18 protein-coding genes are annotated in these 21,647 nt (G+C 72.1%); 9 read left to right on the top strand and 9 right to left on the bottom strand.

What is annotated here, in order from left to right; translation table 11 throughout:
• Window positions 1-46: 46 nt before the first annotated feature.
• Window positions 47-973, bottom strand: a complete 927-nt coding sequence (locus ABD366_RS03900; protein WP_324771973.1) for a cyclase family protein — start codon at window positions 971-973, stop codon at window positions 47-49.
• 102 nt (window positions 974-1,075) lie between these two features.
• Between ABD366_RS03900 and ABD366_RS03895 the strand changes: the two genes are divergently transcribed.
• Genes ABD366_RS03895 through ABD366_RS03885 form a run of 3 tightly spaced genes read left to right on the top strand, consistent with a single transcriptional unit; the run spans window position 1,076 to window position 4,344 of the window.
• Window positions 1,076-1,987, top strand: a complete 912-nt coding sequence (locus ABD366_RS03895) for an SDR family oxidoreductase (RefSeq protein WP_324771974.1) — start codon at window positions 1,076-1,078, stop codon at window positions 1,985-1,987.
• Between the two features lie 53 nt (window positions 1,988-2,040).
• The gene (locus ABD366_RS03890; RefSeq protein ID WP_324771994.1) at window positions 2,041-3,291 is read left to right on the top strand and encodes an acyl-CoA dehydrogenase family protein; all 1,251 of its coding nucleotides are present in this window, start codon (window positions 2,041-2,043) and stop codon (window positions 3,289-3,291) included.
• Window positions 3,292-3,294: 3 nt separating this feature from the next.
• On the top strand, window positions 3,295-4,344 hold the full coding sequence (locus ABD366_RS03885; RefSeq protein WP_324771975.1) for an alcohol dehydrogenase catalytic domain-containing protein: 1,050 nt from the start codon (window positions 3,295-3,297) through the stop codon (window positions 4,342-4,344).
• 591 nt (window positions 4,345-4,935) lie between these two features.
• On the opposite strand, the gene ABD366_RS03880 is transcribed toward ABD366_RS03885, so the two are convergent.
• Complete coding sequence (locus ABD366_RS03880) at window positions 4,936-5,937, bottom strand: GlxA family transcriptional regulator (RefSeq protein WP_324771976.1); 1,002 nt, start codon at window positions 5,935-5,937, stop codon at window positions 4,936-4,938.
• Window positions 5,938-5,996: 59 nt separating this feature from the next.
• On the opposite strand from ABD366_RS03880, the gene ABD366_RS03875 reads away from it, so the two are divergent.
• Window positions 5,997-7,340 carry an MFS transporter gene (locus ABD366_RS03875; protein ID WP_324771977.1) on the top strand — a complete coding sequence of 448 codons (1,344 nt, stop codon included), beginning with the start codon at window positions 5,997-5,999 and terminating at the stop codon, window positions 7,338-7,340.
• Window positions 7,341-7,344: 4 nt separating this feature from the next.
• Here the strand turns inward: ABD366_RS03875 and ABD366_RS03870 are convergent, their stop codons facing one another.
• The 3 genes from ABD366_RS03870 to ABD366_RS03860 form a co-directional block, all read right to left on the bottom strand.
• Window positions 7,345-7,971 carry a flavin reductase family protein gene (locus tag ABD366_RS03870; RefSeq protein ID WP_324771995.1) on the bottom strand — a complete coding sequence of 209 codons (627 nt, stop codon included), beginning with the start codon at window positions 7,969-7,971 and terminating at the stop codon, window positions 7,345-7,347.
• 91 nt (window positions 7,972-8,062) lie between these two features.
• Window positions 8,063-8,887, bottom strand: coding sequence for an enoyl-CoA hydratase/isomerase family protein (locus ABD366_RS03865; RefSeq protein WP_324771978.1), 825 nt, complete (start codon window positions 8,885-8,887; stop codon window positions 8,063-8,065).
• 37 nt (window positions 8,888-8,924) lie between these two features.
• Window positions 8,925-11,147, bottom strand: coding sequence for an acetate--CoA ligase family protein (locus ABD366_RS03860; RefSeq protein ID WP_324771979.1), 2,223 nt, complete (start codon window positions 11,145-11,147; stop codon window positions 8,925-8,927).
• A 309-nt stretch (window positions 11,148-11,456) separates the two neighbouring features.
• On the opposite strand from ABD366_RS03860, the gene ABD366_RS03855 reads away from it, so the two are divergent.
• Entirely contained in the window at window positions 11,457-12,785 is a 1,329-nt protein-coding gene (locus ABD366_RS03855) for a COG1361 family protein (RefSeq protein WP_324771980.1), read from the top strand.
• Window positions 12,786-12,841: 56 nt separating this feature from the next.
• Here ABD366_RS03855 and ABD366_RS03850 read toward each other — a convergent pair whose 3' ends face one another.
• Window positions 12,842-14,014: a flavin-containing monooxygenase gene (locus ABD366_RS03850; RefSeq protein WP_324771981.1), complete on the bottom strand. Its 1,173-nt coding sequence runs from the start codon at window positions 14,012-14,014 to the stop codon at window positions 12,842-12,844.
• Window positions 14,015-14,352: 338 nt separating this feature from the next.
• On the opposite strand from ABD366_RS03850, the gene ABD366_RS03845 reads away from it, so the two are divergent.
• Together ABD366_RS03845 and ABD366_RS03840 are read left to right on the top strand one after the other, a co-directional pair.
• Window positions 14,353-14,802, top strand: a complete 450-nt coding sequence (locus ABD366_RS03845) for a DoxX family protein (RefSeq protein WP_324771982.1) — start codon at window positions 14,353-14,355, stop codon at window positions 14,800-14,802.
• Window positions 14,802-15,239 carry a Zn-ribbon domain-containing OB-fold protein gene (locus ABD366_RS03840; RefSeq protein WP_324771983.1) on the top strand — a complete coding sequence of 146 codons (438 nt, stop codon included), beginning with the start codon at window positions 14,802-14,804 and terminating at the stop codon, window positions 15,237-15,239. The genes ABD366_RS03845 and ABD366_RS03840 overlap by 1 nt, the downstream gene beginning before the upstream one ends.
• A 44-nt stretch (window positions 15,240-15,283) precedes the next feature.
• On the opposite strand, the gene ABD366_RS03835 is transcribed toward ABD366_RS03840, so the two are convergent.
• From ABD366_RS03835 to ABD366_RS03825, 3 genes are all read right to left on the bottom strand, one after another.
• Entirely contained in the window at window positions 15,284-16,036 is a 753-nt protein-coding gene (locus ABD366_RS03835) for a pyridoxine/pyridoxamine 5'-phosphate oxidase (RefSeq protein WP_324771984.1), read from the bottom strand.
• Between the two features lie 64 nt (window positions 16,037-16,100).
• The gene (locus ABD366_RS03830) at window positions 16,101-18,410 is read right to left on the bottom strand and encodes a serine/threonine-protein kinase (protein WP_324771985.1); all 2,310 of its coding nucleotides are present in this window, start codon (window positions 18,408-18,410) and stop codon (window positions 16,101-16,103) included.
• 125 nt (window positions 18,411-18,535) lie between these two features.
• Window positions 18,536-19,705, bottom strand: a complete 1,170-nt coding sequence (locus ABD366_RS03825; RefSeq protein WP_324771986.1) for a thiolase C-terminal domain-containing protein — start codon at window positions 19,703-19,705, stop codon at window positions 18,536-18,538.
• Window positions 19,706-19,943: 238 nt separating this feature from the next.
• Here ABD366_RS03825 and ABD366_RS03820 point away from each other — a divergent pair, with 238 nt between their 5' ends.
• Together ABD366_RS03820 and ABD366_RS03815 are read left to right on the top strand one after the other, a co-directional pair.
• Complete coding sequence (locus tag ABD366_RS03820) at window positions 19,944-21,137, top strand: acyl-CoA dehydrogenase family protein (protein WP_324771987.1); 1,194 nt, start codon at window positions 19,944-19,946, stop codon at window positions 21,135-21,137.
• On the top strand, window positions 21,137-21,613 hold the full coding sequence (locus ABD366_RS03815; protein ID WP_324771988.1) for a nitroreductase family deazaflavin-dependent oxidoreductase: 477 nt from the start codon (window positions 21,137-21,139) through the stop codon (window positions 21,611-21,613). Before ABD366_RS03820 ends, ABD366_RS03815 begins: the two co-directional genes overlap by 1 nt.
• Window positions 21,614-21,647 lie beyond the last annotated feature (34 nt).

Below are 21,647 nucleotides of genomic sequence, written 5' to 3'. Positions count from 1 at the left end.
CGGGTTCGTCGCCCTGGCGTGGCCTGCTGTGGATGGGGCGGTTTCTCTACAGCACTGCCACCGGTGCCACCGGTGTGCCCGTCGCCCCCTTGAACGGCTCGGGCATCGCCGAGAGCAGGAACGAGTAACGGCCTTCTTCTCCACAGGCTGTGGACAACGCTTCCAGATTCCAGTTCTGGCCCTGAAGCATGCCCATTTCCACCAGATGCAGCGCGTGCACCGGCAGCCACAGGTTCTCGATCTCCGGCGGGAAGATCTCGAAGGTCAAGGTGTCGTTCGCCACCGCCGCCACGTCACGGGCGTGGAACCACTCGGGGGTGCGGACCGACAGGCCCGGCGACGGATAGCCGTACGCGTGCTTGTCACCCGCCAGGAAGACCTGGATCTGGCCCGTGCGGACCAGCACGATGTCCCCGGCGCGGAGCGTGACACGGCCGAACTCGGCCGCCTCGTCCAGGTCTTCGGGCGTCACCGCGTGATCGCCGGGGAGCCGGTCCAGGCCTTTCGCCGCCGCCACGTCCAGCAGGACACCGCGCGAGACGATGTACGGCGCCTTGTCGATGCCGCTGAACTCGGCACCGCCGTGTGCCGTGATCGTGTCCGCCGGACGGCCGTTGTAGAGGCGGCCCGAATGCGAGGCGTGCGTGAGCGCGTCCCAGTGCGTGGCCGCCTGGAGGCCCATCGTCACCGCGTCGTCGCTCGTCGCGACCGTGTCCGGGCCGAAGATCTGCTGGTTGATCTGGACCATCGTGTGCAGCGGATTGATGCGGCCCGGGATCAGGCCCACCTGGACGCCGTCCTCCCTGAGCGGCAGCGCGAGAGGGACGCGGCGGCCCGTACGCACCTCGGACGCGGCCACGCGGACCACCTCGTCCGTGATCAGGTTCAGCGTGCCGATCTCGTCGCCCTCCCCCCAACGCCCCCAGTTGTTCACGCGTTTGGCGATGTCGTGGAACTCGGCGGGCAGCGGCATCGGAGGTCTCCCGGGTCTTGTGTTCCGGTATCTGACGGGCCGTAGAATCCGTATCACAGGCAAATCTAACGGTCCGTCAGATAGCGCCGTAAGGGGTCGGGTGTGGGGAACTTCCTGGCAGGCAAGGTCGTCGCCGTGACGGGAGCGGGGCGCGGCATCGGGCGCGCCGTGGCGCTCGCGTGCGCCGCCGAGGGCGCGAAGGTCGTCGTCAACGACTACGGGGTCTCCATGGAAGGCGCCGAGCCCACGTCCGAGGTGGCGCTGGGGGTGGTGAAGGAGATCGAGGCCGCGGGGGGCGTCGCCGTGGCCGTGGCCGATGACGTGTCCACCATGGGCGGTGGGCAGCGGATCGTCGACACCGCCGTGGAGGAGTTCGGAAGGATCGACGGCGTCGTGTGCGTCGCCGGGATCCTGCGGGAGCGGATGCTCTTCAACATGGCCGAGGAGGAGTGGGATCCGGTCGTCGCCACGCATCTGAAAGGGACCTTCACCGTGTTCCGCGCCGCTTCCGCCGTCATGCGGAAGCAAGGGGGCGGCACCCTGATCGGGTTCACCAGCGGCAACCATCAGGGGTCCGTCGCCCAGGCCAACTACAGCGCCGCCAAGGGCGGAGTCATCTCGCTGGTGCGCAGCGCCGCCCTGGGGCTGCACAAGTACGGGGTGACCGCCAACGCCGTCGCGCCCGTGGCCCGTACGCGGATGTCGGCCAACGTTCCCATGGAGCTCAAGGAGATCGGGGAGCCCGAGGATGTCGCTGCCCTCGTCGTCTACCTGTTGAGCGACCGGGCCCGGGACGAGCGCATCACCGGGCAGGTCTACACCGTCGCCGGGCCGAAGATCGCCGTCTGGGCCCAGCCGCGGGAGCTGCGGGCCGGATACGCGGACGGGCCCTGGACGCCCGAGCGGATCGCCGACTTCCTTCCCGGGACCGTCGGGGTCGATCCGATGCCGCTGCTCGCCGCCGTGGAGGAGATGGCGAGGGCCGCCGCCGCCAAGAAGCGGCCGAATCAGTGACGTTGGAGGGGGAGCGGGAGCGGGAGCGGGTGCGGGAGGGGGAGGGGGTCGGCGTGGAGTTCGGGTTCGGGGCTGAGGATGCCGTGTTTCGGCAGGAGGCCAGGGAGTGGTTGCGGGAGCGCCTTGGCGGGCGGTTCTCGGGTGTTGTGGGGAAGGGCGGGGCCGGTAGTGAGCATGTGGGGGTGGGGGAACGGCGGGCTTGGGAGCGGGAGTTGGGCAGTGGTGGGTGGATCGGGTTGGGGTGGGGCGATGGTGGCGGTGGTGGCGGCGGTCGTCGGTCGTCGTACGGGAACCGTTCGGTCGGTCTGACCCAGCAGGTCGTCTGGGCCGAGGAGTACGCCCGCGCCCGCGCACCCGGCCGGTGCGGGCACATCGGTGAGAATCTGCTGGCCCCCACGTTGCTCGCCCACGGCACCGAGGAGCAGCGGCAGCGGTTCCTTCCGCCCATCGCGCGCGGCGAGGAACTGTGGTGCCAGGGGTACAGCGAACCCGGCGCCGGGTCGGACCTGGCCTCGCTGCGGACCTCCGCCGAGCCGGGCCGCGACGGGCGCTGGCGCGTCACCGGGCAGAAGGTGTGGACCTCGCTCGCCCACGAAGCCGACTGGTGTTTCGTGCTCGCCCGGACCGAGGCCGGGTCCGTGCGGCACCGGGGGCTGTCCTTTCTGCTGGTGCCCATGGATCAGCCGGGGCTCATCGACGTACGGCCCATCCGGCAGCTGACCGGGACCAGTGAGTTCAACGAGGTGTTCTTCGACGGGGCCGTCGCCGCGGACGTCGTCGGCGGCGTCGGCGACGGGTGGCGGGTCGCCATGGGGCTGCTCGGGTTCGAGCGGGGGGTGTCGACGCTGGCGCAGCAGGTGGGGTTCGAGGAGGAGCTGCGAGGAGTCGTACGGGATGCCGTTGCCACGGGGGCCTTGGGTGATTCCGTGCTGAGTGGGGAGCTGGTGCGGTTGTGGGCCGAGTTGCGGGTGATGCGGTGGAACGCCTTGCGGACGCTTGGGGAGCGGGGCGGGGAGGGGAGCGGGGAGGGGGGAGGAGCAGCGGAGGGGGTGGGTGCCGCCAGTGTTGCCAAGTTGCTGTGGGGTGGGTGGCATCAGCGGCTGGGGGAGGTCGCTCTGCGGGTTCGTGGGGCCCGGGGAGCGGTGAGCGGGGCGGATTGGGGTGTCGACTCCCCGTACGAACTTGATGCTCGGCAGCGTCTTTTTCTGTTCAGTCGGGCCGACACCATTTATGGCGGTTCGGACGAGATCCAGCGGAACATCATCGCCGAGCGGGTGCTCGGCCTTCCCAGGGCGGAGGCGTAGGTCATGAGAGGTGTTCTGTTCGATGGGCAGAAGGTTGGCGTTGTGGACGACCTGGAGGTTCGTGTTCCGGGGGCCGGTGAGGTGCTTGTCGCCGTCGCCGCCGCCGGGCTCTGTCACTCGGATCTGTCCGTGATCGACGGGACCATTCCGTTTCCGCGGCCCGTGGTGCTCGGGCATGAGGGGGCGGGGGTTGTGGAGGCTGTGGGGGACGGGGTGACGCATGTGGTCCCCGGGGATCATGTGGCGCTGTCCACGCTGGCCAACTGTGGGGCCTGCGCCGAGTGCGACCGGGGGCGGCCGACCATGTGCCGGCGGGCCATCGGGCGGCCCGGGCAGCCGTTCTCGCGGGGCGGGGAGCCGGTCTATCAGTTCGCGTCGAACTCTGCGTTCGCCGAGCGGACCGTGGTCAAGGCCGTGCAGGCCGTACGGATTCCTCGGAGCATTCCGCTGACGTCTGCCGCGTTGCTCGGGTGCGGGGTGCTTACGGGGGTGGGGGCCGTGCTCAATCGGGCGCGGGTTGAGCCTGGGGATTCGGTTGTTGTCATCGGGGCGGGTGGGGTGGGGCTGAATGTGTTGCAAGGGGCGCGGATTGCTGGGGCGGGGAGGGTTGTTGCGGTTGACTCCAATGCGGGGAAGGAAGGGGTTGCCCGGCTGTTCGGGGCTACGGACTTTTTGACCGGGGTGGGGGAGGTGCGGGGGGTTCTGCCGGAGGGGGCCGATCACGTGTTTGAGTGCGTGGGGCGGGTGGAGTTGATCCGGGCCGCGATCGATCTGCTGGACCGGCGTGGGCAGGCGGTGCTGCTCGGGATGCCGGCGGCTGATGCGGAGGCGTCTTTTGTGCCGGCCTCGTTGTTCTTGGACAAGGCGGTGCTGGGGTGCCGGTACGGGTCTTCTCGGCCGCAGCGGGATGTTCGGCTGTATGCGGATCTCTATGGGGAGGGGCGGTTGTTGCTGGACGAGTTGGTGACGCGGACGTATCCGGTGGAGGAGTTCGGCAAGGCGGTTGAGGATGCGGGGGCGGGGCGGGTTGCGCGGGGGGTTCTGACGTTTTAGGCCGTGGGTTCGCTGTCGCGATGAATGGAGGGTGGCTGGTTGCGGTATCGCTGGCGGCTGTCGGGTTCGTTGTGGCAGGTGTGTGGGTGGGGGCGGGGGCGGTCGGGGTATGTCCGTGCTCGCCATCTCGGTGTCAGCGCTGCTTGCTTCGGCTGCCGCGGTTGGGGGCAGGGGTGCTGCGCGCGGACATACCCCGCCCACCCCCTCCCGTTGTCCCCTACCTGTCCGCCGACGTCGTTTTCTGCAGCCCCTGCGGCTGGCCCCCACTCAAGCCCCGCCTTGCGGACGAGAGGCAGCGGGGTCCGGGGCAGAGCCCCGGGGCTTCGCCCCAGCGCCGGGCGCCTGGCAATTCCCACCGCTCCGGCTGTCGCCATCCAAGCCCCGCCGGCGATTGAGGAGCGGGGTTCGGGGCAGAGCCCCGGGGCTTCGCCCCAGCGCCGGGCGCGTGGCAATCTCCCCCACTCCGGCTGTTCCCGATCAAGCCCCGCCTTGCGGACGAGAGGCAGCGGGGGCTGGGGCGGAGCCCCGGGGAGTGTGGCCGGCGCGGGGTCCGTGTTCTGGGGGGAAAAGGAACCGCTCGGGGTCGGCCGGTCAACCCGCGGAGCGAAACGTTCGGCGGTAGGTGGTGGGCGTCACCCCGAGGGCCGATTGAAGATGCTGCCGCATCGATTGCGCCGTCCCGAACCCGGAATCACGAGCCACCTGGTCGATGGAGAGCCCCGAGGTCTCCAGCAGATGCCGCGCCCGCTCCACCCGCTGCTGCGTGAGCCACTGCCCGGGACTGACGCCGGCCTCCTCCCGGAAGCGGCGCGTAAAGGTACGTACGGACATGGATTCCTGCTCAGCCATGTCGCGGAGCTGGATGGGCTCGTGGAGGCGTGCCAGAGCCCAGGCGCGGGCCGTCGTCGTGGTCGCCAACTGGGGCTCGGGGACAGGGCGTCGGATGTACTGGGCCTGGCCCCCGTCACGGTGCGGCGGGACCACGGTGCGGCGGGCCACGTCATTGGCGACGGCCGCACCATGGTCCCGCCGCACGATGTGCAGGCACAGATCGATGCCCGCGGCGACCCCGGCGGAGGTCAGGACGTCACCGTCGTCGATGAAGAGGACATCCGCGTCGACCCGGACCGCCGGAAACATCCGTTGGAAGGCCGCCGCGTCGGCCCAGTGTGTGGTGGCGGGCCGGCCGTCGAGATAGCCGGCCGCGGCCAGTACCCAACTGCCCGTGCAGATCGAGACCAGGCGCGTGCCGGGGCGGATACGGGCCAGGGCCTCGGCGAGGTCGGGCGTGAGGCGGCCCTCCTCGTAGACCGGGCCGAGTTCGTACGACGCCGGGACGATCACCGTGTCCGCGGTGGCCAGCGCTTCGGGGCCGTGCTCGACGAGGATCGAGAAGTCCGCGTCGGTATGGACCGGGCCCGGCCCGCGGACTCCGCAGGTGACGACCGAGTAGAGCGGCTGGTGATCCTTGGTGCGCGCGCGGCCGAAGATGCGCTGCGGGATGCCCAGTTCGAAGGGGATGACCCCGTCGAGGGCGAGTACGGCGACCCGGTGCGGCTGCGGCCGAGGCTGCGAGTACGGGTGCGCGGTCATGGCCCGATCGTAGCGAACATTGGCATTCGGGCCAGTCGATCGGGCCGGGCCGCTGCCGGATGCTCTCTGGTGTGACGACGCAGACGCAGCATCCCGTTCCCCGCACCGACGGCCGCAGACGCCCGCACCGCGCCTGGGCCGTCGCCGCGGTCACCTTCGTGACGATCATCGGCGCCGCGGCCTTCGCCTCGCTGCCCGGACTGCTCATCGAACCGCTGCACGACCCGGACCTCGGCTTCGGCTGGTCCCGCGGGACCATCGGGTTCGCCGTCTCCGTGAACCTCGCGCTGTACGGCGTGACCGCCCCGTTCGCCGCCGCGCTGATGGATCGTTTTGGCATACGGAGAGTCGTTGCGGTCGCGCTGTTGGTGATTTCGCTGGGGTCGCTGCTCACCGTGTGGATGACCGCCGCCTGGCAGCTCGTCCTGTACTGGGGCGTGCTCGTCGGGCTCGGCAGCGGGTCGATGGCGCTCGCGTTCGCCGCCACCGTCACCAACCGGTGGTTCGTCGCCCGCCGCGGTCTCGTCACAGGGCTGCTGACCGCCGCGGGCGCCTCGGGACAGTTGATCTTCCTGCCGCTGCTCGCGTGGATCGTCGAGGAGCACCAGTGGCGGCCCGCCGCGGTCACGGTCTCACTCGCCGCGCTCTCCGTCGTGCCGTTCGTGTGGCTGCTGCTGCGGGACCACCCCGCCGATGTGGGTGTCGCGCCGTACGGGGCCCAGGAGTTCGTGCCCAAGCCCGCGCCCGTGACCGGGGCCGCCCGGCGCGCCGTCACCGTGCTGGTGAAGGCCGCCCGCACCGGGCCTTTCTGGCTGCTCGCCGGTACGTTCGCGATCTGCGGCGCCTCCACGAACGGGCTCGTCAAGACGCACTTCGTGCCCGCCGCCCACGATCACGGCATGCCCGTTCCCGCCGCCGCCTCGCTGCTCGCGGTCATCGGTGTGTTCGATGTCATCGGGACGATCGCCTCGGGGTGGTTCACCGACCGGTTCGAGGCGCGCCGGCTGCTGGCCGGGTACTACGCGCTCCGCGGGATCTCGCTCCTGTTCCTGCCCGTTCTGCTCGCGCCGAGTGTCCACCCGCCGATGGTCTTCTTCATCGTGTTCTACGGCCTCGACTGGGTCGCCACGGTTCCGCCGACCATCGCTCTGTGCCGTGAGCACTACGGCGAGGACAGCGCCATCGTCTTCGGCTGGGTGCTCGCCTCCCACCAGGTGGGGGCCGCGGTGGTGGCGTTCCTCGGGGGTCTGGCGCGGGACGTCTTCGGGAGGTACGACGTGGTCTGGTACGCGGCCGGAGCCCTGTGCGCCGTCGCCGCCCTGATGTCGCTGGTGATCCGCCGCGGGCGCACCGGGGAGGCCGGTGAGGCCGGGAACGTGGGGGCTCCGAGCGTCGCCGTCTGAGTGACTACGGGGTTCGGTCGCCGAGTTTCGTGAAGCGGCCCCTGTGGAAGAGGAGCGGTCGGCGGTCGGCGGCCGGGGTGCCCAGCGCCGTCACCCTGCCCACCACGATCAAGTGGTCGCCGCCGGTGTGGACCGCATGGATCGCGCAGTCGATCCACGCCGTCGCGCCGTCCAGGCGGGGAGAGCCGGACACCGGTGCCGGGGTGTGGTCGACGCCCGCGAACTTGTCGGCCCCGCTGACCGCGAAACCGCGGCACAGCTCGCCCTGGTCCTCGCCCAGTACGTTCACGCAGAAGGCCCCCGCGCGCGCGATCCGCGGCCACGTCGTCGACGTACGGGCCACCATGAACGCGACCAGCGGCGGGTCGAGGGAGAGTGACGCGAAGGACTGGCAGGCGAACCCGGCCGGGCCTTCGCCGGGCGCGGACGGCGGGGCTGTGACCACGGTGACTCCGGTCGCGAAGGTGCCCAGTACGCGGCGGAACTCGGCCGGGTCGACCGGGGCGCGCTCGTCGTCCCCGACCGCCCGCAGCTCGGGGCGCGGGAGCGGCTCCACGGGGCCCGCCGAGGTGGGGGCGCCGACCGACCTGAGGTACCGGACGACGGTGGCCGCCATCCCTGCGTGTCCCATCATGTCCACCAGTGAAGCTGACGGAGCGTCAGATGGGAAGGGTCATGGAGGTCATGAAGGTCATGACCCTCGTGAGGTCTGGTCAGGGGCTTCAGCGGCCCCGGTAGTGCGGTGCGCGGCGTTCTCTGAAGCTGGTGACTCCCTCGTTCGCGTCGTGCGTGGTCATGTTCAGCTCCTGCGCCGTCGCCTCCGCCGCGAACGCGGTGGCCCGGTCGGTGTCCAGGGACGCGTTCACCAGCTGTTTGGTGAGGGCCAGGGCGCGGGTCGGGCCGGTGGCGAGGCGGTCGGCCCATTCCTTGGCCGTCTTCGCCAACTGCGCGTCCGCCACGACCCTGTTGACCAGACCCAGGCGCTCCGCGTCGGCCGCGGACAGCGCGTCGCCGAAGAACATCAGCTCCTTCGCGCGCTGCGGTCCCACAAGGCGGGGCAGCAGATAGGCGCCGCCCGCGTCGGGGACCAGGCCGCGGCGGACGAACACCTCGATGAAGCGGGCCGACTCCGATGCGAGGACCAGGTCGCAGGCGAGGGCCAGGTGCGCGCCGAGCCCCGCGGCCGTGCCGTTGACCGCCGCGATCACCGGTTTCTCGCAGTCCAGTACGGCAGAGACGAGGCGCTGGGCGCCCAGGCGGATCGTGCGGGAGACGTCGCCCGCGATCCGCTCCCCGGGGGCGGCGGGCGCGCCGCGCAGGTCCGCGCCCGCGCAGAAACCTTTTCCGGTGGCCGTGAGGACGACGGCCCGTACGTCCGGGTCCGCGGAGGCGGCGTCGAGGAGTGCGATGACGCGTTCCCGCTGGTCCCAGGTGACGGCGTTCATCGCCTCGGGGCGGTTGAGCGTGATCCAGGAGACGTGATTGTCAGTGGCGTGGAGTACCCATGAGGAAGGTTCGGTCTCGGGGGAGGGCGGGGGCAGCGTCATGAGGGGATGGCTCCGGTTTTGGTTCGGTGAAGGGCCCTCAGCGGCAGACGGCCAGCGCGTCGAGGGCGACCGCGCCCTGGCCGCGGCCCAGCACCATCAGCGGGTTGATGTCCAGTTCGGCGAGGTCGTCACCGAGTTCGAGCGCCATGCGCTGGACCCGCAGGACCACCTCGACCAGCGCCTCGATGTCCGCCGGGGGCGCCCCCCGGACCCCGTCGAGGAGCGCACGGCCGCGCAGTCGGTCGAGCGCGGCGCGGGCCTGGTGCTCGCCGAAGGGGGGCACACAGACGGCGGTGTCGCGGAGGACCTCGACGAGCACGCCGCCGAGGCCGACGGTCACGGCCGGGCCGAACAGGTCGTCGTGCGTGACCCCGACGACCATCTCCACGCCCCGCTCGACCATCTGGCAGACGAGGACGCCGTCGAGGTCGATGTCCTCGTAGCGGGCGATGTCGGTGAGTTCGCGGTACGCGTCCCTGACCTGGCTCGCCGACGTCAGATTGATCTTGATCAGGCCGAGTTCGGACTTGTGGGCGAGCTGGGGTGCGGACGCCTTCATGACGACCGGATAGCCGACGAGCGAAGCGGCGCGCACCGCGGCGGCCGCGCTGGTCACCAGCTGCTCGCGCGGTACGCGGATGCCGTACGCCCGCAGCAGTTGCTTCGCCGCGTGCTCGCTCAGCTGCTTGCCCGGGCGCATCAGTGCCTGCGCCTTGCGGAACGAGGGGGAGGGGGTGCGCGGCGCCTCGTCGAAGGGCGAGCGGTAGGCGGCGGTGAAGCGGTGGTGGTCGAGGTAGGCGCGGACGGCGGTGATGCAGTTGGCGAAGGTGCGGAAGGTGGCCACCCGGGAGGAGCCGAGGAGCGTCTCGCGGTACGCGGCCTCGGTGCCGACCGGAGAGCCCCATACGACGCAGACCAGCTTGTCCGTCCGTTCGGCGGCGTCCACCAGGTCGTGCGCGAGTCTGTCGCTCATCGGGGGGAAGGGGCCGGTGATCGGGCAGATGAGCACGCCGACGGACGGGTCGGCGAGGATCGCGTCGATGATCTTCCGGCCGCGCTCGTCGCCGACGGGGTGCCCGCCGTTGTCGACCGGGTTGGCGACGTTCAGATAGTCGGGGATCCACTGGTGCAGTTCGGTCTGCCTGGCCTCGGAGAGGGTGGGCAGGGACAGGCCGGCCGTTGTCGCGAGGTCCGAGAAGTGGGCGCCCGTGCCGCCGGATATGGAGTACACGACGACGCCGTCCGACCGGGGCGGCCTGGCGCGGGCCAGCAGCGCCGCCGTGTCCTGGAGTTCGTCGAGGCCGTCGACCCGGATCACCCCGAACTGCCGCATCGCCGCGTCCACGACGGAGTCCGCGCCGGTCAGCTTCCCGGTGTGCGAGGCGGCGGTGCGTGCGCCGGTCTCGGTCCTGCCCACCTTCACCGCGACGACGGGCACGCCTTCGCGCGCGGCCCGGTCGGCGGCGAGCAGAAAGGACCGGCCGTCCTTGAGCCCCTCGACATAGGCGGCGATGGCGCCGACCTCCGGCCGCCCGGAGAAGTACGAGATGAAGTCGGCGGTCTCCAGATCGGCCTCGTTGCCCGTCGGAGCCCAGTGCGAGAGACGGATGCCCAGCTCCTGTAGGGAGAAGACCGGGCGGCCCTGGTGCCCGGACTGGGTGATGAGCGCGATGGCGGGCCCGTCGAGGTCGTCGCGGAAGCGCTCGAAGGCGTTGAGGTTGGTGTTCGGGCCGAGCAGGCGCAGCCCGGAGCCCTCGACGGTCTCGGCGAGCCGCTGCTGCGCGGCCGCGCCCGCGTCGCCGGTCTCGGCGAACCCGGAGGCGAAGGCGACGGCGAACTTCACCTTCGTCTCAGCGAGTTGTTCGACCACGCGCAGCGGGTCGGCGACCAGGAGGACGGCGAGATCGACCTCTTCGGGCAGGTCGGGGACGGACGGGAAGCAGGGCAGACCGAAGACCGACTCCCGGGTCGGATGCACCGGATACAGGCGTGCGCCGACCCGCTCCGCCCAGGCGAGGAGCTGGCGCGTGATGCCCGTGTTGGGCCGTCCCTCGGCGTCCGAGGCGCCGACGACGGCCACGGACTCCGGCCGGAAGAACCGGTCCAGGTCGGGTACGTCGGCGTGCAGTGGGCGTCCGCTGACGTCGCGCTCGTCGGCGGTGGTCCTGCCGTGCACGGCAGGACCGGGCTGCTCGCCGCAGGCGATCACGCGGGCCCGGCGGGAGTCGGTGGTCAGGGTGCCGTAAGTCGATCCGAGCATCGGTCCGCCCCGCTCCTGTGTGACAGCGACAACTGTTGCCTGTGCGGTGTGTCGATCGGCGCCGTACGTGAACTGACGCACTGTCAGATTACTGATTTGACGCTCCGTCAGGAACAGGGCTGCACGCAAAGCCTGGGGCGGATGTGGGACGCGCTCTCCCGTGGCCCTTTCCTGCCCACTCCGGGGGCGGGTGGAACGGGGGAGGGGCGTACAACCCTGGGGGCGCCTGGATTGTCTGGTTCGCAAGCGGTCGTCTCCGGCCGCGCCTCTTGTGCCACTTCCACCACTTACACCACCTCAGAGGACGACATGAGACTTTCTGCTCGCGCCGCCGTCGCGGCCGTGGTGATCGGACTGGTCGGGCTCGGCCCGGCGGGCGTGCCCGCCTTCGCCGACGAGCCCGAGATCGATCAGCTGTGGATGAACGCCCCCTCCGACCTCGTGCTTCCCGCGGCGAGTGCGCAGAGCCCCGGTGACTTACGGGAGGTGAGCATCGGGCTCTACCACCACGACACCGACTTCGAGGTGACCGACGGCCGCGTGAGCGTCGACGTCTCGGGGATCGCCTCCTTCGCACAGGTCGACTGGCCCGCGAACTGCACGCCCAGCGGCACGACGGCCGTGTGCTCGGTGCCCGTCGTCGACGGCAGCGCCGATCCCGACGACGTGCACCTCACGGTGCGGGCCGCGGCGGGCTCCGAGGCCGGCGCCCAGGGCACGGTCCGCTACTCCGCCACGGCGACCGGCGGCCCCGACGGCACACTGACCGCGTTCGACCAGGAGACCGCCGTCACCGTGGCCTCCGGCCCCGATCTCGCCCTGAGCGGGGTGAACAAGGTGGAGCACGCCGTGCCCGGCTCCACGCTGACGCAGCCGCTGACCGTCACGAACAAGGGCACCGAGGCCGCCCACGGATTCACCCTGGAGATGACCGCCCCGTACGGCCTGGACTTCGTCGCGCGGCCCGCGGAGTGCGAGTACCGCACGCCGGAGGGTGAGGAGTACGCGCCGATGACGTTCGCCACCTGCGTCTTCGACCGGACCCTGGAGCCCGGTGAGTCCTTCGCGCTGCCCGGCGGTGTGCGGCTCGCGGTCCGTGAGCACGCCCTGTACGAGCGGCTCGACGTGAGCGTCACGGTCGGCGGCGGCGCCACCGACATCGACACCGGGAACGACTACGCGCAGGCGGACATCACCGCCGACAACACCGCGGACTTCCGGGCCCGCGGCGCCACGATACGGGCCGGGGCGGGCAGGACCGTCACCGCGAGCCTGCGCTTCCGCAACGCGGGCCCGGCGTGGGTGGCGAACCTGGGCTCGGGCGACCCGGTCGCCGAGGTCGCCCTCGTCGTGCCGCGGGGCTCGACCGTCACGGCCTACCCCGAGGAGTGCCACCCCACCACCCTGGACGGCGGGTACTTCGAGGGCACGACGGGCGCCCCGCGCTATGCGTGCTCGACGCCGATGTGGGTCGCCCCGGACGCGGTGCGCGACTTCGCCTTCTCGCTGCACGTGGACAAGGTGGTACGCAACGCGACCGGTGCGGTCACCGTCCGGCCTGCCTACGGCGACAGCTTCCCGTTCGACCCGAGGCCGGGCAACAACACGGCGAAGGTGGTGCTGAACCCGGCGAAGTGACGGAGATGAAGTGACGGAGACGAAGTTACGGAGATGAAGTGACGGAGCGGCCCGCGTCAGAGTGACCTGGCCAGTGCCCTGCCGATCCGGTCCGCGTCCAGGGCCAGCTCGCGCAGCATGCCGCTGATCGGGTTCGTGTAGCCCGAGAAGTAGAGACCGGGGGCGGCCGGCAGGGTGCGGGCGCCGTGGGAGCGCGGGCGGCCCGTGGCGGGGTCGAGGATGTCGAGGTGGCCCACCAGGTGTTCCAGGCCCTGCCGGTAGCCGGTCGCCGCGATCACCGTGTCGGGGGTCAGGCGGGTCCCGTCGGCCAGGACCACCTCGGCGTCCTCGAAGGACGCGAGCGCCGCCACGGGCTCGACCGTGCCCGCGCGCACCGCGGCGATCAGGCCGACGTCCTGCACCGGGATGGCGCCCGCGCGGGCCCGTGAGTACAGGCCCGTGCCGGGGCGCGGCAGCCCCCGCTCCGTCAGGTCCGGCACGCTCAGTCTGCCCAGTGGGACGGCCAGCCGGTCGACGAGCCTCACCGGCAGGCGGCGGCAGAGGATGCCGGTGCGCTGGGCCGGCCAGCCGAGCGTGGAGCGGCGCACGATGTGCGGCGTGGTGCGCACCGCGAGCCGGACGCGCGCGGCGCCGCCCTCGGCCAGGTCCACGGCGATCTCGGCACCGGTGTTCCCGGCGCCGACGACGAGGACGTCCCGGCCCGCGTAGGGGCCGGGCGCGCGGTACTCGCTCGCGTGCAGCAGCCGCCCGGTGTACGAGGCGGAGCCCGGCCAGGAGGGCAGCCGCGGGGTGTGGTTGTAGCCGGTGGCGACGACGACCGCGGCGGCCGTCAGCTCCCGCCCGCCGGTGGCCCGCAGCAGCCACCCGGCGCCGTCCGGGGCGCGGTCGATACGCGTGACCTCGACCCCGGTGACCACTTCCAGATCGTGGTACTCGGCGTACTTCTCCAGGTAGCGCACCACGTTGTCCCGGGAGACCCAGCGGCCGAAGCGGCGCGGTATCGGCAGGCCCGGCAGGGACGAGAGACGGCGCGTGGTGTGCAGGTGGAGGCGGTCGTAGTGGCCGCGCCATGAGGAGCCGACCCGGTCGGACTTCTCCAGGACGACGGCCCGTACACCGTGCGCCTTGAGCCGCTCGGCCGCCGCGAGGCCGCCGGGGCCACCGCCGATGACGTACACGGGCGGACGTTCATGGCTGCGGGCGGCCGGTGAGGGAATCGGGGCGGTCATGTGCGGGAGCGTAATCGCGCCCTCACTTGATGGGTCTCGGTCAAGGCCGGATCCGGTTGCGAATTGATCACGGGTGCGTTCGCGGGAGCGCGGCTGCTCTGGTGTGGTTCGCGGTCGCGCCTGTGTGTGGTTCGCGGTCGCGGCCCGAGTGCGGTTCGCGGTCGCGCCCGTGTGTGGCTCGGTGGTCGTACGGGCTCTTGCGCGAGCGTCGCCGTAGGCCCGGGCTCTTGCGCGGGTGTCGCCGTAGGCCCGGGCTCTTGCGCGGGTGTCGCCGTATGCGCTGAACTGACGTACCGTCAGAAACCTGCGGCGCGACGATCGTGAGGCGGCTGAAGCGCATGGACGCGATAGGGCTCAACGGCGCCGAATGGCTCGCCGTACTGCGCATCGGGCTCGGCCTGTGGTGGCTGGAGAGCTGGCGGCACAAGGACAGGAAGGCCTGGTTCGAGCGCGGCACCGGCATCGCGTGGGCCGCGGACATCGCGGAAAAACACCGGTGGAACGCCGTGCGCAGCGGATTCGACGTGGTGGTCCGGCCGCGGCCGAGAACCATGGCGTACGTCGTCGTCTACGCCGAACTCGCCCTCGGACTCGGCCTCGTCGCAGGCTTCCTGACGCCCGTCGCGCTCATCGGCGGACTGCTGCTCAATCTCCTCTACCTCACGCTCATGATCCACGACTGGGCCGAGCAGGGACAGAACGCGATGATGGCGCTGATCTCCGTCGTCGCACTGTTCGCCATGTCCTGGCAGACCTGGTCTTTCGACCACGCGATCGGACTGTTCTGATGGCCGCGGACGGGGCCGGCGCCCGGTTCGACGTCCCCGAGCCCGACGCCTTCACCCGGGCCTACTGGGACGCGGCCGCCGAAGGCCGCCTGCTGCTGCGGCAGTGCGCCGCCTGCGGGCGCGCCCACCACTACCCGCGCGAGTTCTGCCCGTACTGCTGGAGCGACGCCCCCGACGTCGTGCGGTGGCGGGTCGCGAGCGGGCGCGCCGTGCTCTACACCTGGTCCGTCGTGCACCGCAACGACCTGCCCCCCTTCGGCCACCGCACCCCGTACGTCGCGGCCGTCGTCGACCTCGCCGAAGGGCCCCGGATGATGACCGAGGTCGTGGACTGCGCGGAGGCCGGTCTGCGGACCGGGATGGACCTCCAGGTCGCCTTCCGCCAGGACGGGGCCGGGTACGCGATACCGGTGTTCCGGCCCGCCGAAGGCATGTGAGGCGACGGCATCCGGGTGCCGGCTGGCTCACGGTGCCGGCCGGCTCACGGCCAGAGGAGCTCCTTGGCCCAACCGCCTTCGTGGCGCGTGTACTTGAGGCGTACGTGCCTGCGGCGCGCGTCGCCCTGGAAGAACTCCACCTCGTCCGGCTCCAGCTCGTACACCGTCCAGGACGGCACACGCGCGTCCGGCTCCCGCTGCGCCCGTTCCCAGGCGGCCTCGGAGGCGCGGGCCAACTCCTCGTACGTAGCGAGCGGTTCGCTCTGGCGGCCGGTCAGGGCCGCGGCGAGCGCGCCCGTCGAGCGGGCGTGCAGATCGGTGTGCGCGACTTCGGCGGGGGCCGTGCGGACGGTGCCGCGCAGCCGGATCTGCCGGCCCTGCACCGGCCAGTAGAAGCCGAGCGCCGCGAACGGCCGGGCGGCGAGCTGGCGGCCCTTGGCGCTGCCCGCGTGCGAGGCGAAATGCAGGGAGCGGGCGTCGGCGCCGTGCAGCATCACCGTACGGATGTCCGCGTGGCCCTCCGCGTCCGTGGTCGCCAGCGACGGGGTGTGCGGCTCGGACTGCCCGGCCGCCACGGCCGCCGCGAACCACTGCGTGAACAGGGGCAGCGGCGCTTCGGGCGTGGCCTCGGGGTCGAAGGCGGGCAGCTCGGTGTCCCAGACGCGCAGGGACCTCAGCAGGGTCTCCAGTTCGCTGTTCGGTTCCGAGTGCGGTGCGCTGTGCGGTCCGGCGTGCGGTGCGCTGTCCGTTTCGGCGTGCGGTGCGCTGTGCGGTCCGGTGTCCGGTTCGGTGTCCATGGAGCGATTGTGGCTGGTGGGCGGGGCGGGCCGGGGAGCCTCGGGGTGCAGGGGTGTCGGCTGATCACGTACGGGTGAGGGCCGCCACCGTGCCGAGCGTCGTCCAGGCGCCGTCCGTACGCCGCTCCACCCAGGCGGGGCGGGTGACGGCGCTGTCCGGGGAACCGAGGGTGTAGTCGCCCTGAAGACCGTTGACCCGTGTGGTGGGGAGCGCGGCCTTGAGGTGTGCGCGGACGTCGGCCGCCGTCGTGTCGTCGGCCGCGGCGGTCCGGAACGCCGCGACGACCGCCTGCGTCGCCTCGTACTCCTCCAGGGCGCCGGGCCGCGTCATCAACGGCCGGACACGGTCGCACCAGGACGCCTCCTGGAGGCACTCGCCCGCGCGGAACGGGGCGTTCGAGACGCTGCGGAAGCGGTAGACGCCGTCGGCCACGTCCTCGGCCACGCCCTCGGCCACGTCCTCGGTCCCGTCCTCGGTCCCGGAATCGGCAGCGGTGCTCGTGCAGCCGTCATCGCGGTCCGGCGCGAGGACGACACGTCCCTGGTAGCCGGCGTCGCGCAACGCCTCCACGTCGAACCGCCGGTTCGACCGGTCGGCGAGGTAGACGGTGTCGGGCCCGGCCCGGTCGAGCAGGGAGCGCAGTTCGTCCCGCTCGAGGGAGGAGAGCGGCTTCCCGTACGTCGTGTAGCGGTAGCCGGGTCCCCGGTCCGCACCGAACCGGTCGGCCAGCGGCTTCAGCCCCGGGCCGTCCGGGACGAGCAACCTCCCTGTCTTCAGGCCGGTTTCGAGGTACGAGGCGAACTGTTCGACGAGGCCGGAAGGGTCGGCCGCCCTCGTGGGGTGGCCTGTGCGGTCCTGGCAGGTGCTCGGTCCGGGGAGGTCGCGCAGGAAGTCGGGCAGGTCCGCCGCGGCCCCGACGCGGGCGACGACATCCGGGTACTGCCGCGCGAACTCGCGCGCTGTCATGCGGTGGGCCCGCGGCACCGCCACCACGTCCAGCGGGAGCCGGCCCGCGTAGTCGTCCAGGGCCTGCCGCACGGCCTCGGTGCCGGTGCCGGTGCCGGTGCCGGTATCGGTATCGGTATGGGTGTTGGCGTCGGCGTCGGCGCCCGGGTTCGTGACGGCGATCCGGAAAACCGGCCGGTCGACCGGGCGCATGATGCCGGGCGAGGCCGGTGGCGCCCCCTCCCCGCCTCGCAGCACCGCGGGCACGGCGATCCCGGCTCCGACGCAGATCAGGGAGACCGCGCCGAGCAGCAGACGGCGGCGCGGTACGCGTTTCAGGGCGAGCGCGCGCGGGGCCGGGGCGGCGGGCGCCTTCTTCGTAGCGGCGGCAGGGGGTGGGGCGGAGGCAGGGGCCGGGGAAGGAGCGGGCGAAGGGACGGGCGAAAGGACGAGGGAAGGGACGGGGGGAGGGGCGGGCGTCGGGGGTGGCTGCTTCGCGGGCAGCAGGGTCGGGCCCACGCTCCGTGACGTCTCTTCCCGTACGGCGTCGTCCCGTACGTCGTCCAGTATGTCGTCCAGTGCCGCCAGCGCCGCGGTCGCGTCCGCCGGGCGGTCCGCGGCCTTTTTGGCCATCAGCGAGGAGAGCAAGTCATCGACGCAGGGCGGGACTTCGGCCCGTATGCGGCTCGGGCGCATCGGTGTGTCGTTCAGGTGGTTGTACATGACCCCGGCGGCAGGGCCCGTGAACGGCGGGCGGCCGACGAGGAGTTCGTAGAGGACGCACCCCAGTGCATACAGGTCGATACGCCCGTCGCCCGGCTCCTGCCGGAACCGTTCGGGCGCCATGTAGAGCACGCTTCCGATCGGCAGTGCGCCCGTCCTGGTCAGCCGTGTCGCGGCCTCGGCGCCCTCCACGAACGCGGCGATCCCGAAGTCGAGGATCCTGACGGTGCCGTGCGGGGCGTCCGGGCCCGCGGGCGTGACCATGAGATTGGCGGGCTTGACGTCCCGGTGGACGATCCCGGCGCCGTGCGCGGCGGCCAGACCCAGCAGGGTCTGCCGCGCCCACTCCAGGGCCCGGTCGACGGGGACCCGGACCTCGCGCCGCAGAACCTCCTGCAACGACTCGCCGCCGATCAACTCCATGACCAGGTAGGGGACTTGAGCGCCGTCGAACTCGTCGGTCCCGTGGTCGTGGACGGTCACGACGTAGGGGGTGGAGAGGGCCGCGACCGCCCGTGCCTCCCGGTGGAAGCGGCGCAGCAGCTCCTGCCGTTCGGCCGTTTCGATGTCGTCCGGCGGCGCGAACACCTTCAGCGCGACGAACCGCCCCAGCTCCTCGTCGCGGGCGCGCCACACCTGCCCCATGCCGCCGGAGCCGATGGTCTCGATGAGCCGGTACCGGCCGCTGAGCAGACGTTCCCGCATAGCGTCCGACGCTAGCTCCGGAATGGTCGGCTCAGCAGGGCCTCAGCCGCCGCACGGGTAACGGTTCCGCCTCGCCCGAGACCGGACCGTGCCCGTGTCCGTACTTATACCTGTGCCGCGGCGCGTCAGTCGCGGCCGAGTACGACCGTGCCCGCCGAGCAGAACCATCCCCCCGTGCCGGACGCGACCGCGAGCGCGGGCGGGGAGCCGTCCGGCCGGTGCACCTGGTGTCCGCCCGCCTCCCCGCGCAGTTGCCGTACGGCCTCCACGAGGAGGAAGAGGCCGCGCATGCCCGGGTGCTGGGCGGAGAGGCCGCCGCCGTCCGTGTTCGTGGGCAGTTCGCCGTCGTGCCGCAGCCGGTTCTTCTCGATGAACGGGCCGCCCTCGCCCTTGCCGCAGAACCCGAGGTCCTCCAGCGTCACCAGTGTCATGTACGTGAACGCGTCGTAGATCTCGGCGATGTCGATCTCGTCGGGGGTGACCCCGGCCCGTTCGAAGGCCAGGCGGCCGCTGACGGCGGCGGGCGAGACGGTGAAGTCGTCCCACTGCGACATCGTCGTGTGGGAGACGTACTCGCCCGAGCCCAGGATCCAGACCGGCGGCTTCGCGCAGTCCGGCACCAGGTCCTCGGCCACGACGAGCACGGCGGCGCCGCCGTCGGAGCGTATGCAGCAGTGCAGTCTGGTGAACGGGTCGGCGATCATCGGCCCCGACAGGACGTCGTCGACGGTGATGGGGTCGCGGAACATCGCGTCCGGGTTGCGGGACGCGTTCTCCCGCGCCTGCACGGCGATCCGGGCGAGCTGGCCGAGCGTGGTGCCGTACTCGTACATGTGGCGGCGGGCCGCCATCGCGTACTTGGCGATCAGCGTGTGCCCGTACGGGACCTCGAACTGGAGGGGGCCCCGCGCGCCGAACGACAGGTTCGCCGTACGCCGCTTCGCCTTGATGTCGGCGCGGGCCGTCGAACCGTAGACGAGGAGGACAGCGCGGGCGTGCCCGGCGGCGATGGCGTCCGCCGCGTGGGCCGCCATGACCTCCCAGGTGGCGCCGCCGACCGAGGTGGAGTCGACCCAGCGGGGCCGCAGGCCCAGGTACTCGGCGACCTCGGCCGGGGCGAGCGTGCCGAGGCCCGCGCTCGCGAACCCGTCGACGGCGTCCGGGGTGAGCCCGGCGTCGGCGAGCGCGCGGCGCGCGGCCTGGGCGTGCAGGGCGTAGGGGGTGGCTTCGTCAACGCGGTCGCAGTCGGAGAGGGCGATGCCCGTGATGGCGGCCTTACGGTGGGGGCCAGTCATAAATCTGACGGTACATCAGATAAGGCTGCTCGTAACGGGCGCGTCCGCCTCCGGGTGTCGGTACCCGTGAAAGGGCGCGTCCGCCTCCGGGTGTCGGTACCCGTGAAAGGGCGCGTCCGCCTCCGGGCATCCGTGAACGCGTGCGCCCCGCCTCCGGGCATCCGTGAACGCGTGCGCCCGCCTCTGGGCATCCGCCGCCCCCCGTCCTAACATGACGGCCCGTCAGAAAGGGGCCCGCATGGACGCAAGGTTCACCGAGGAACAGCAGGAGATCCGCCGCACGCTGCGTGAACTCACCACCAAACGCTGCTCCCCGGACGACGTCAAAGCCGCGGTCCGCACCCCGGCCGGCCACGACCCTGCCCTGTGGAGCACCCTCGGTGTCGAACTCGGACTGCCGGGCCTCGCCCTGCCCGAGACGCGGGGCGGCGTCGGCGCCGGGATCGTTGAGCTGGCGCTGGTGGAGGAGGAGCTGGGGCGCGTGCTCGCGCCGACCCCCCTCTTCGCCACCAGCGGCCTCGCCGCCCCGCTGATCTCGGCCCTCGGCACCGAGGAGCAGCAGGCCGGGCTGTTGCCGCGGATCGCGGGCGGGGGCCTGACCGCGGCCCTCGCCGTACCCGGCACCGGGCTCGCCACCGCCCTCGGTCTCATCGCCGACAACGCGGGCGACTGGGCCGGCGGGGGCCGCGCGGGCGGAGTGCAGGCCACCCGGCAGGGCGACGGCTGGCAGCTCTACGGGCAGGCCGGGCAGGTGCTCGACGGGCACAGCGCGGGCCTGCTCCTCGTCGCCGCGCACACCGGCGGCTTCGCCCGCTCCCGGACGCTGCTGTTCCTCGTCCGCGACGACGCCCCCGGCCTCGTACGCACACGGCAGACGACCCTCGACGAGACACGGCCGCAGGCCCGGATCGAACTGCGCCATGTGCGCGCCGAGTTGCTGGGGGAGGAGGGTGCCGACGTGGTCGGCGCGCTCGCCGCCGCCGGTGACAGCGTCGCCACCCTGCTCGCCGCCGAAGCCGTCGGCGCCGCCGGCCGGGCCCTGGAGCGGACGGTCGAGCACGTCAAGCAGCGCGAACAGTTCGGGCGGCCCATCGGCTCCTTCCAGGCCGTCAAACACCGCCTTGCCGACGTGTACGTACAAGTACAGGCGGCGCGCTCGGCCGCGTACTACGCCGCCTGGGCCGCGAGCGTCCCCGGCGGCGAACGCGTCGGCGGGCTCGCCCTCGCCCAGGGCCTCGAAGCGCTGCGCACGGCCGCCGCCGAAGCCGTCCAGCTGCACGGCGGAATCGGCTTCACCTGGGAGCACGACGCGCACCTCTACCTGAAGCGGGCGACCGGCGACGAGCTGCTCTTCGGGCCCGTCCATCTGCTGCGGGCCCGCGCGGCGCAGGCCGCCGAGCTGTTCGCGCAGGCCGCGGAAGCGGGCGTCTGATGGCACCGCCCGGCGTCCGGCTCGTCCAGAAAGTCTCCTCGACCCGGATCTTCGCCCGTATCGCCCCGCACGTCGTCCCCGCCCTGGACCGCGCCGTCCACCGGCTGACCCGCGGCAAGGTGCTGCTCAGCGCGCGGATGCTGCCCGGCGTCATCCTCAGCGCCCGCGGCGCCAGGAGCGGGATCGTGCGGCGCACCCCGCTGGCCTGTATGCCCGAGGAGGGGAAGGACAGCTGGCTGCTCATCGGGTCGAACTTCGGGCGGCCGGGCCATCCGGCGTGGACGGCGAACCTGCTGGCCCACCCGGACGCCGAGATCAACTGGCGGGGCGAGAACATCGCGGTGACGGCCCGGCTGCTCGACTCCGCCGAGCGGGAGGAGGCGTGGGCCGCCGCGCTGAAGTTCTGGCCGCCGTACGCGGCGTATCAGGCACGGGTGGAACGCGAGATCAGACTCTTCCGGCTCGAAAGACGCTGACCGCGGGGGAGGGCGCCGGCGGCACCCGCAACTG

Source organism: Streptomyces kunmingensis (assembly GCF_039533535.1).
GTDB lineage: Bacteria > Actinomycetota > Actinomycetes > Streptomycetales > Streptomycetaceae > Streptomyces > Streptomyces kunmingensis.
This window is presented reverse-complemented; position numbering and strand designations above follow the sequence as displayed.

What these genes read in the sequence shown, in the direction of transcription:
- ABD366_RS03900 (WP_324771973.1), bottom strand. Translation starts at nt 973, where the DNA reads ATGCCGCTGCCCGCCGAGTTCCACGACATCGCCAAACGCGTGAACAAC.
- ABD366_RS03885 (WP_324771975.1), top strand. Translation starts at nt 3,295, where the DNA reads ATGAGAGGTGTTCTGTTCGATGGGCAGAAGGTTGGCGTTGTGGACGAC.
- ABD366_RS03880 (WP_324771976.1), bottom strand. Translation starts at nt 5,937, where the DNA reads ATGACCGCGCACCCGTACTCGCAGCCTCGGCCGCAGCCGCACCGGGTC.
- ABD366_RS03875 (WP_324771977.1), top strand. Translation starts at nt 5,997, where the DNA reads ATGCTCTCTGGTGTGACGACGCAGACGCAGCATCCCGTTCCCCGCACC.
- ABD366_RS03870 (WP_324771995.1), bottom strand. Translation starts at nt 7,971, where the DNA reads ATGGGACACGCAGGGATGGCGGCCACCGTCGTCCGGTACCTCAGGTCG.
- ABD366_RS03865 (WP_324771978.1), bottom strand. Translation starts at nt 8,887, where the DNA reads ATGACGCTGCCCCCGCCCTCCCCCGAGACCGAACCTTCCTCATGGGTA.
- ABD366_RS03860 (WP_324771979.1), bottom strand. Translation starts at nt 11,147, where the DNA reads ATGCTCGGATCGACTTACGGCACCCTGACCACCGACTCCCGCCGGGCC.
- ABD366_RS03855 (WP_324771980.1), top strand. Translation starts at nt 11,457, where the DNA reads ATGAGACTTTCTGCTCGCGCCGCCGTCGCGGCCGTGGTGATCGGACTG.
- ABD366_RS03850 (WP_324771981.1), bottom strand. Translation starts at nt 14,014, where the DNA reads ATGACCGCCCCGATTCCCTCACCGGCCGCCCGCAGCCATGAACGTCCG.
- ABD366_RS03845 (WP_324771982.1), top strand. Translation starts at nt 14,353, where the DNA reads ATGGACGCGATAGGGCTCAACGGCGCCGAATGGCTCGCCGTACTGCGC.
- ABD366_RS03840 (WP_324771983.1), top strand. Translation starts at nt 14,802, where the DNA reads ATGGCCGCGGACGGGGCCGGCGCCCGGTTCGACGTCCCCGAGCCCGAC.
- ABD366_RS03835 (WP_324771984.1), bottom strand. Translation starts at nt 16,036, where the DNA reads ATGGACACCGAACCGGACACCGGACCGCACAGCGCACCGCACGCCGAA.
- ABD366_RS03830 (WP_324771985.1), bottom strand. Translation starts at nt 18,410, where the DNA reads ATGCGGGAACGTCTGCTCAGCGGCCGGTACCGGCTCATCGAGACCATC.
- ABD366_RS03825 (WP_324771986.1), bottom strand. Translation starts at nt 19,705, where the DNA reads ATGACTGGCCCCCACCGTAAGGCCGCCATCACGGGCATCGCCCTCTCC.
- ABD366_RS03820 (WP_324771987.1), top strand. Translation starts at nt 19,944, where the DNA reads ATGGACGCAAGGTTCACCGAGGAACAGCAGGAGATCCGCCGCACGCTG.
- ABD366_RS03815 (WP_324771988.1), top strand. Translation starts at nt 21,137, where the DNA reads ATGGCACCGCCCGGCGTCCGGCTCGTCCAGAAAGTCTCCTCGACCCGG.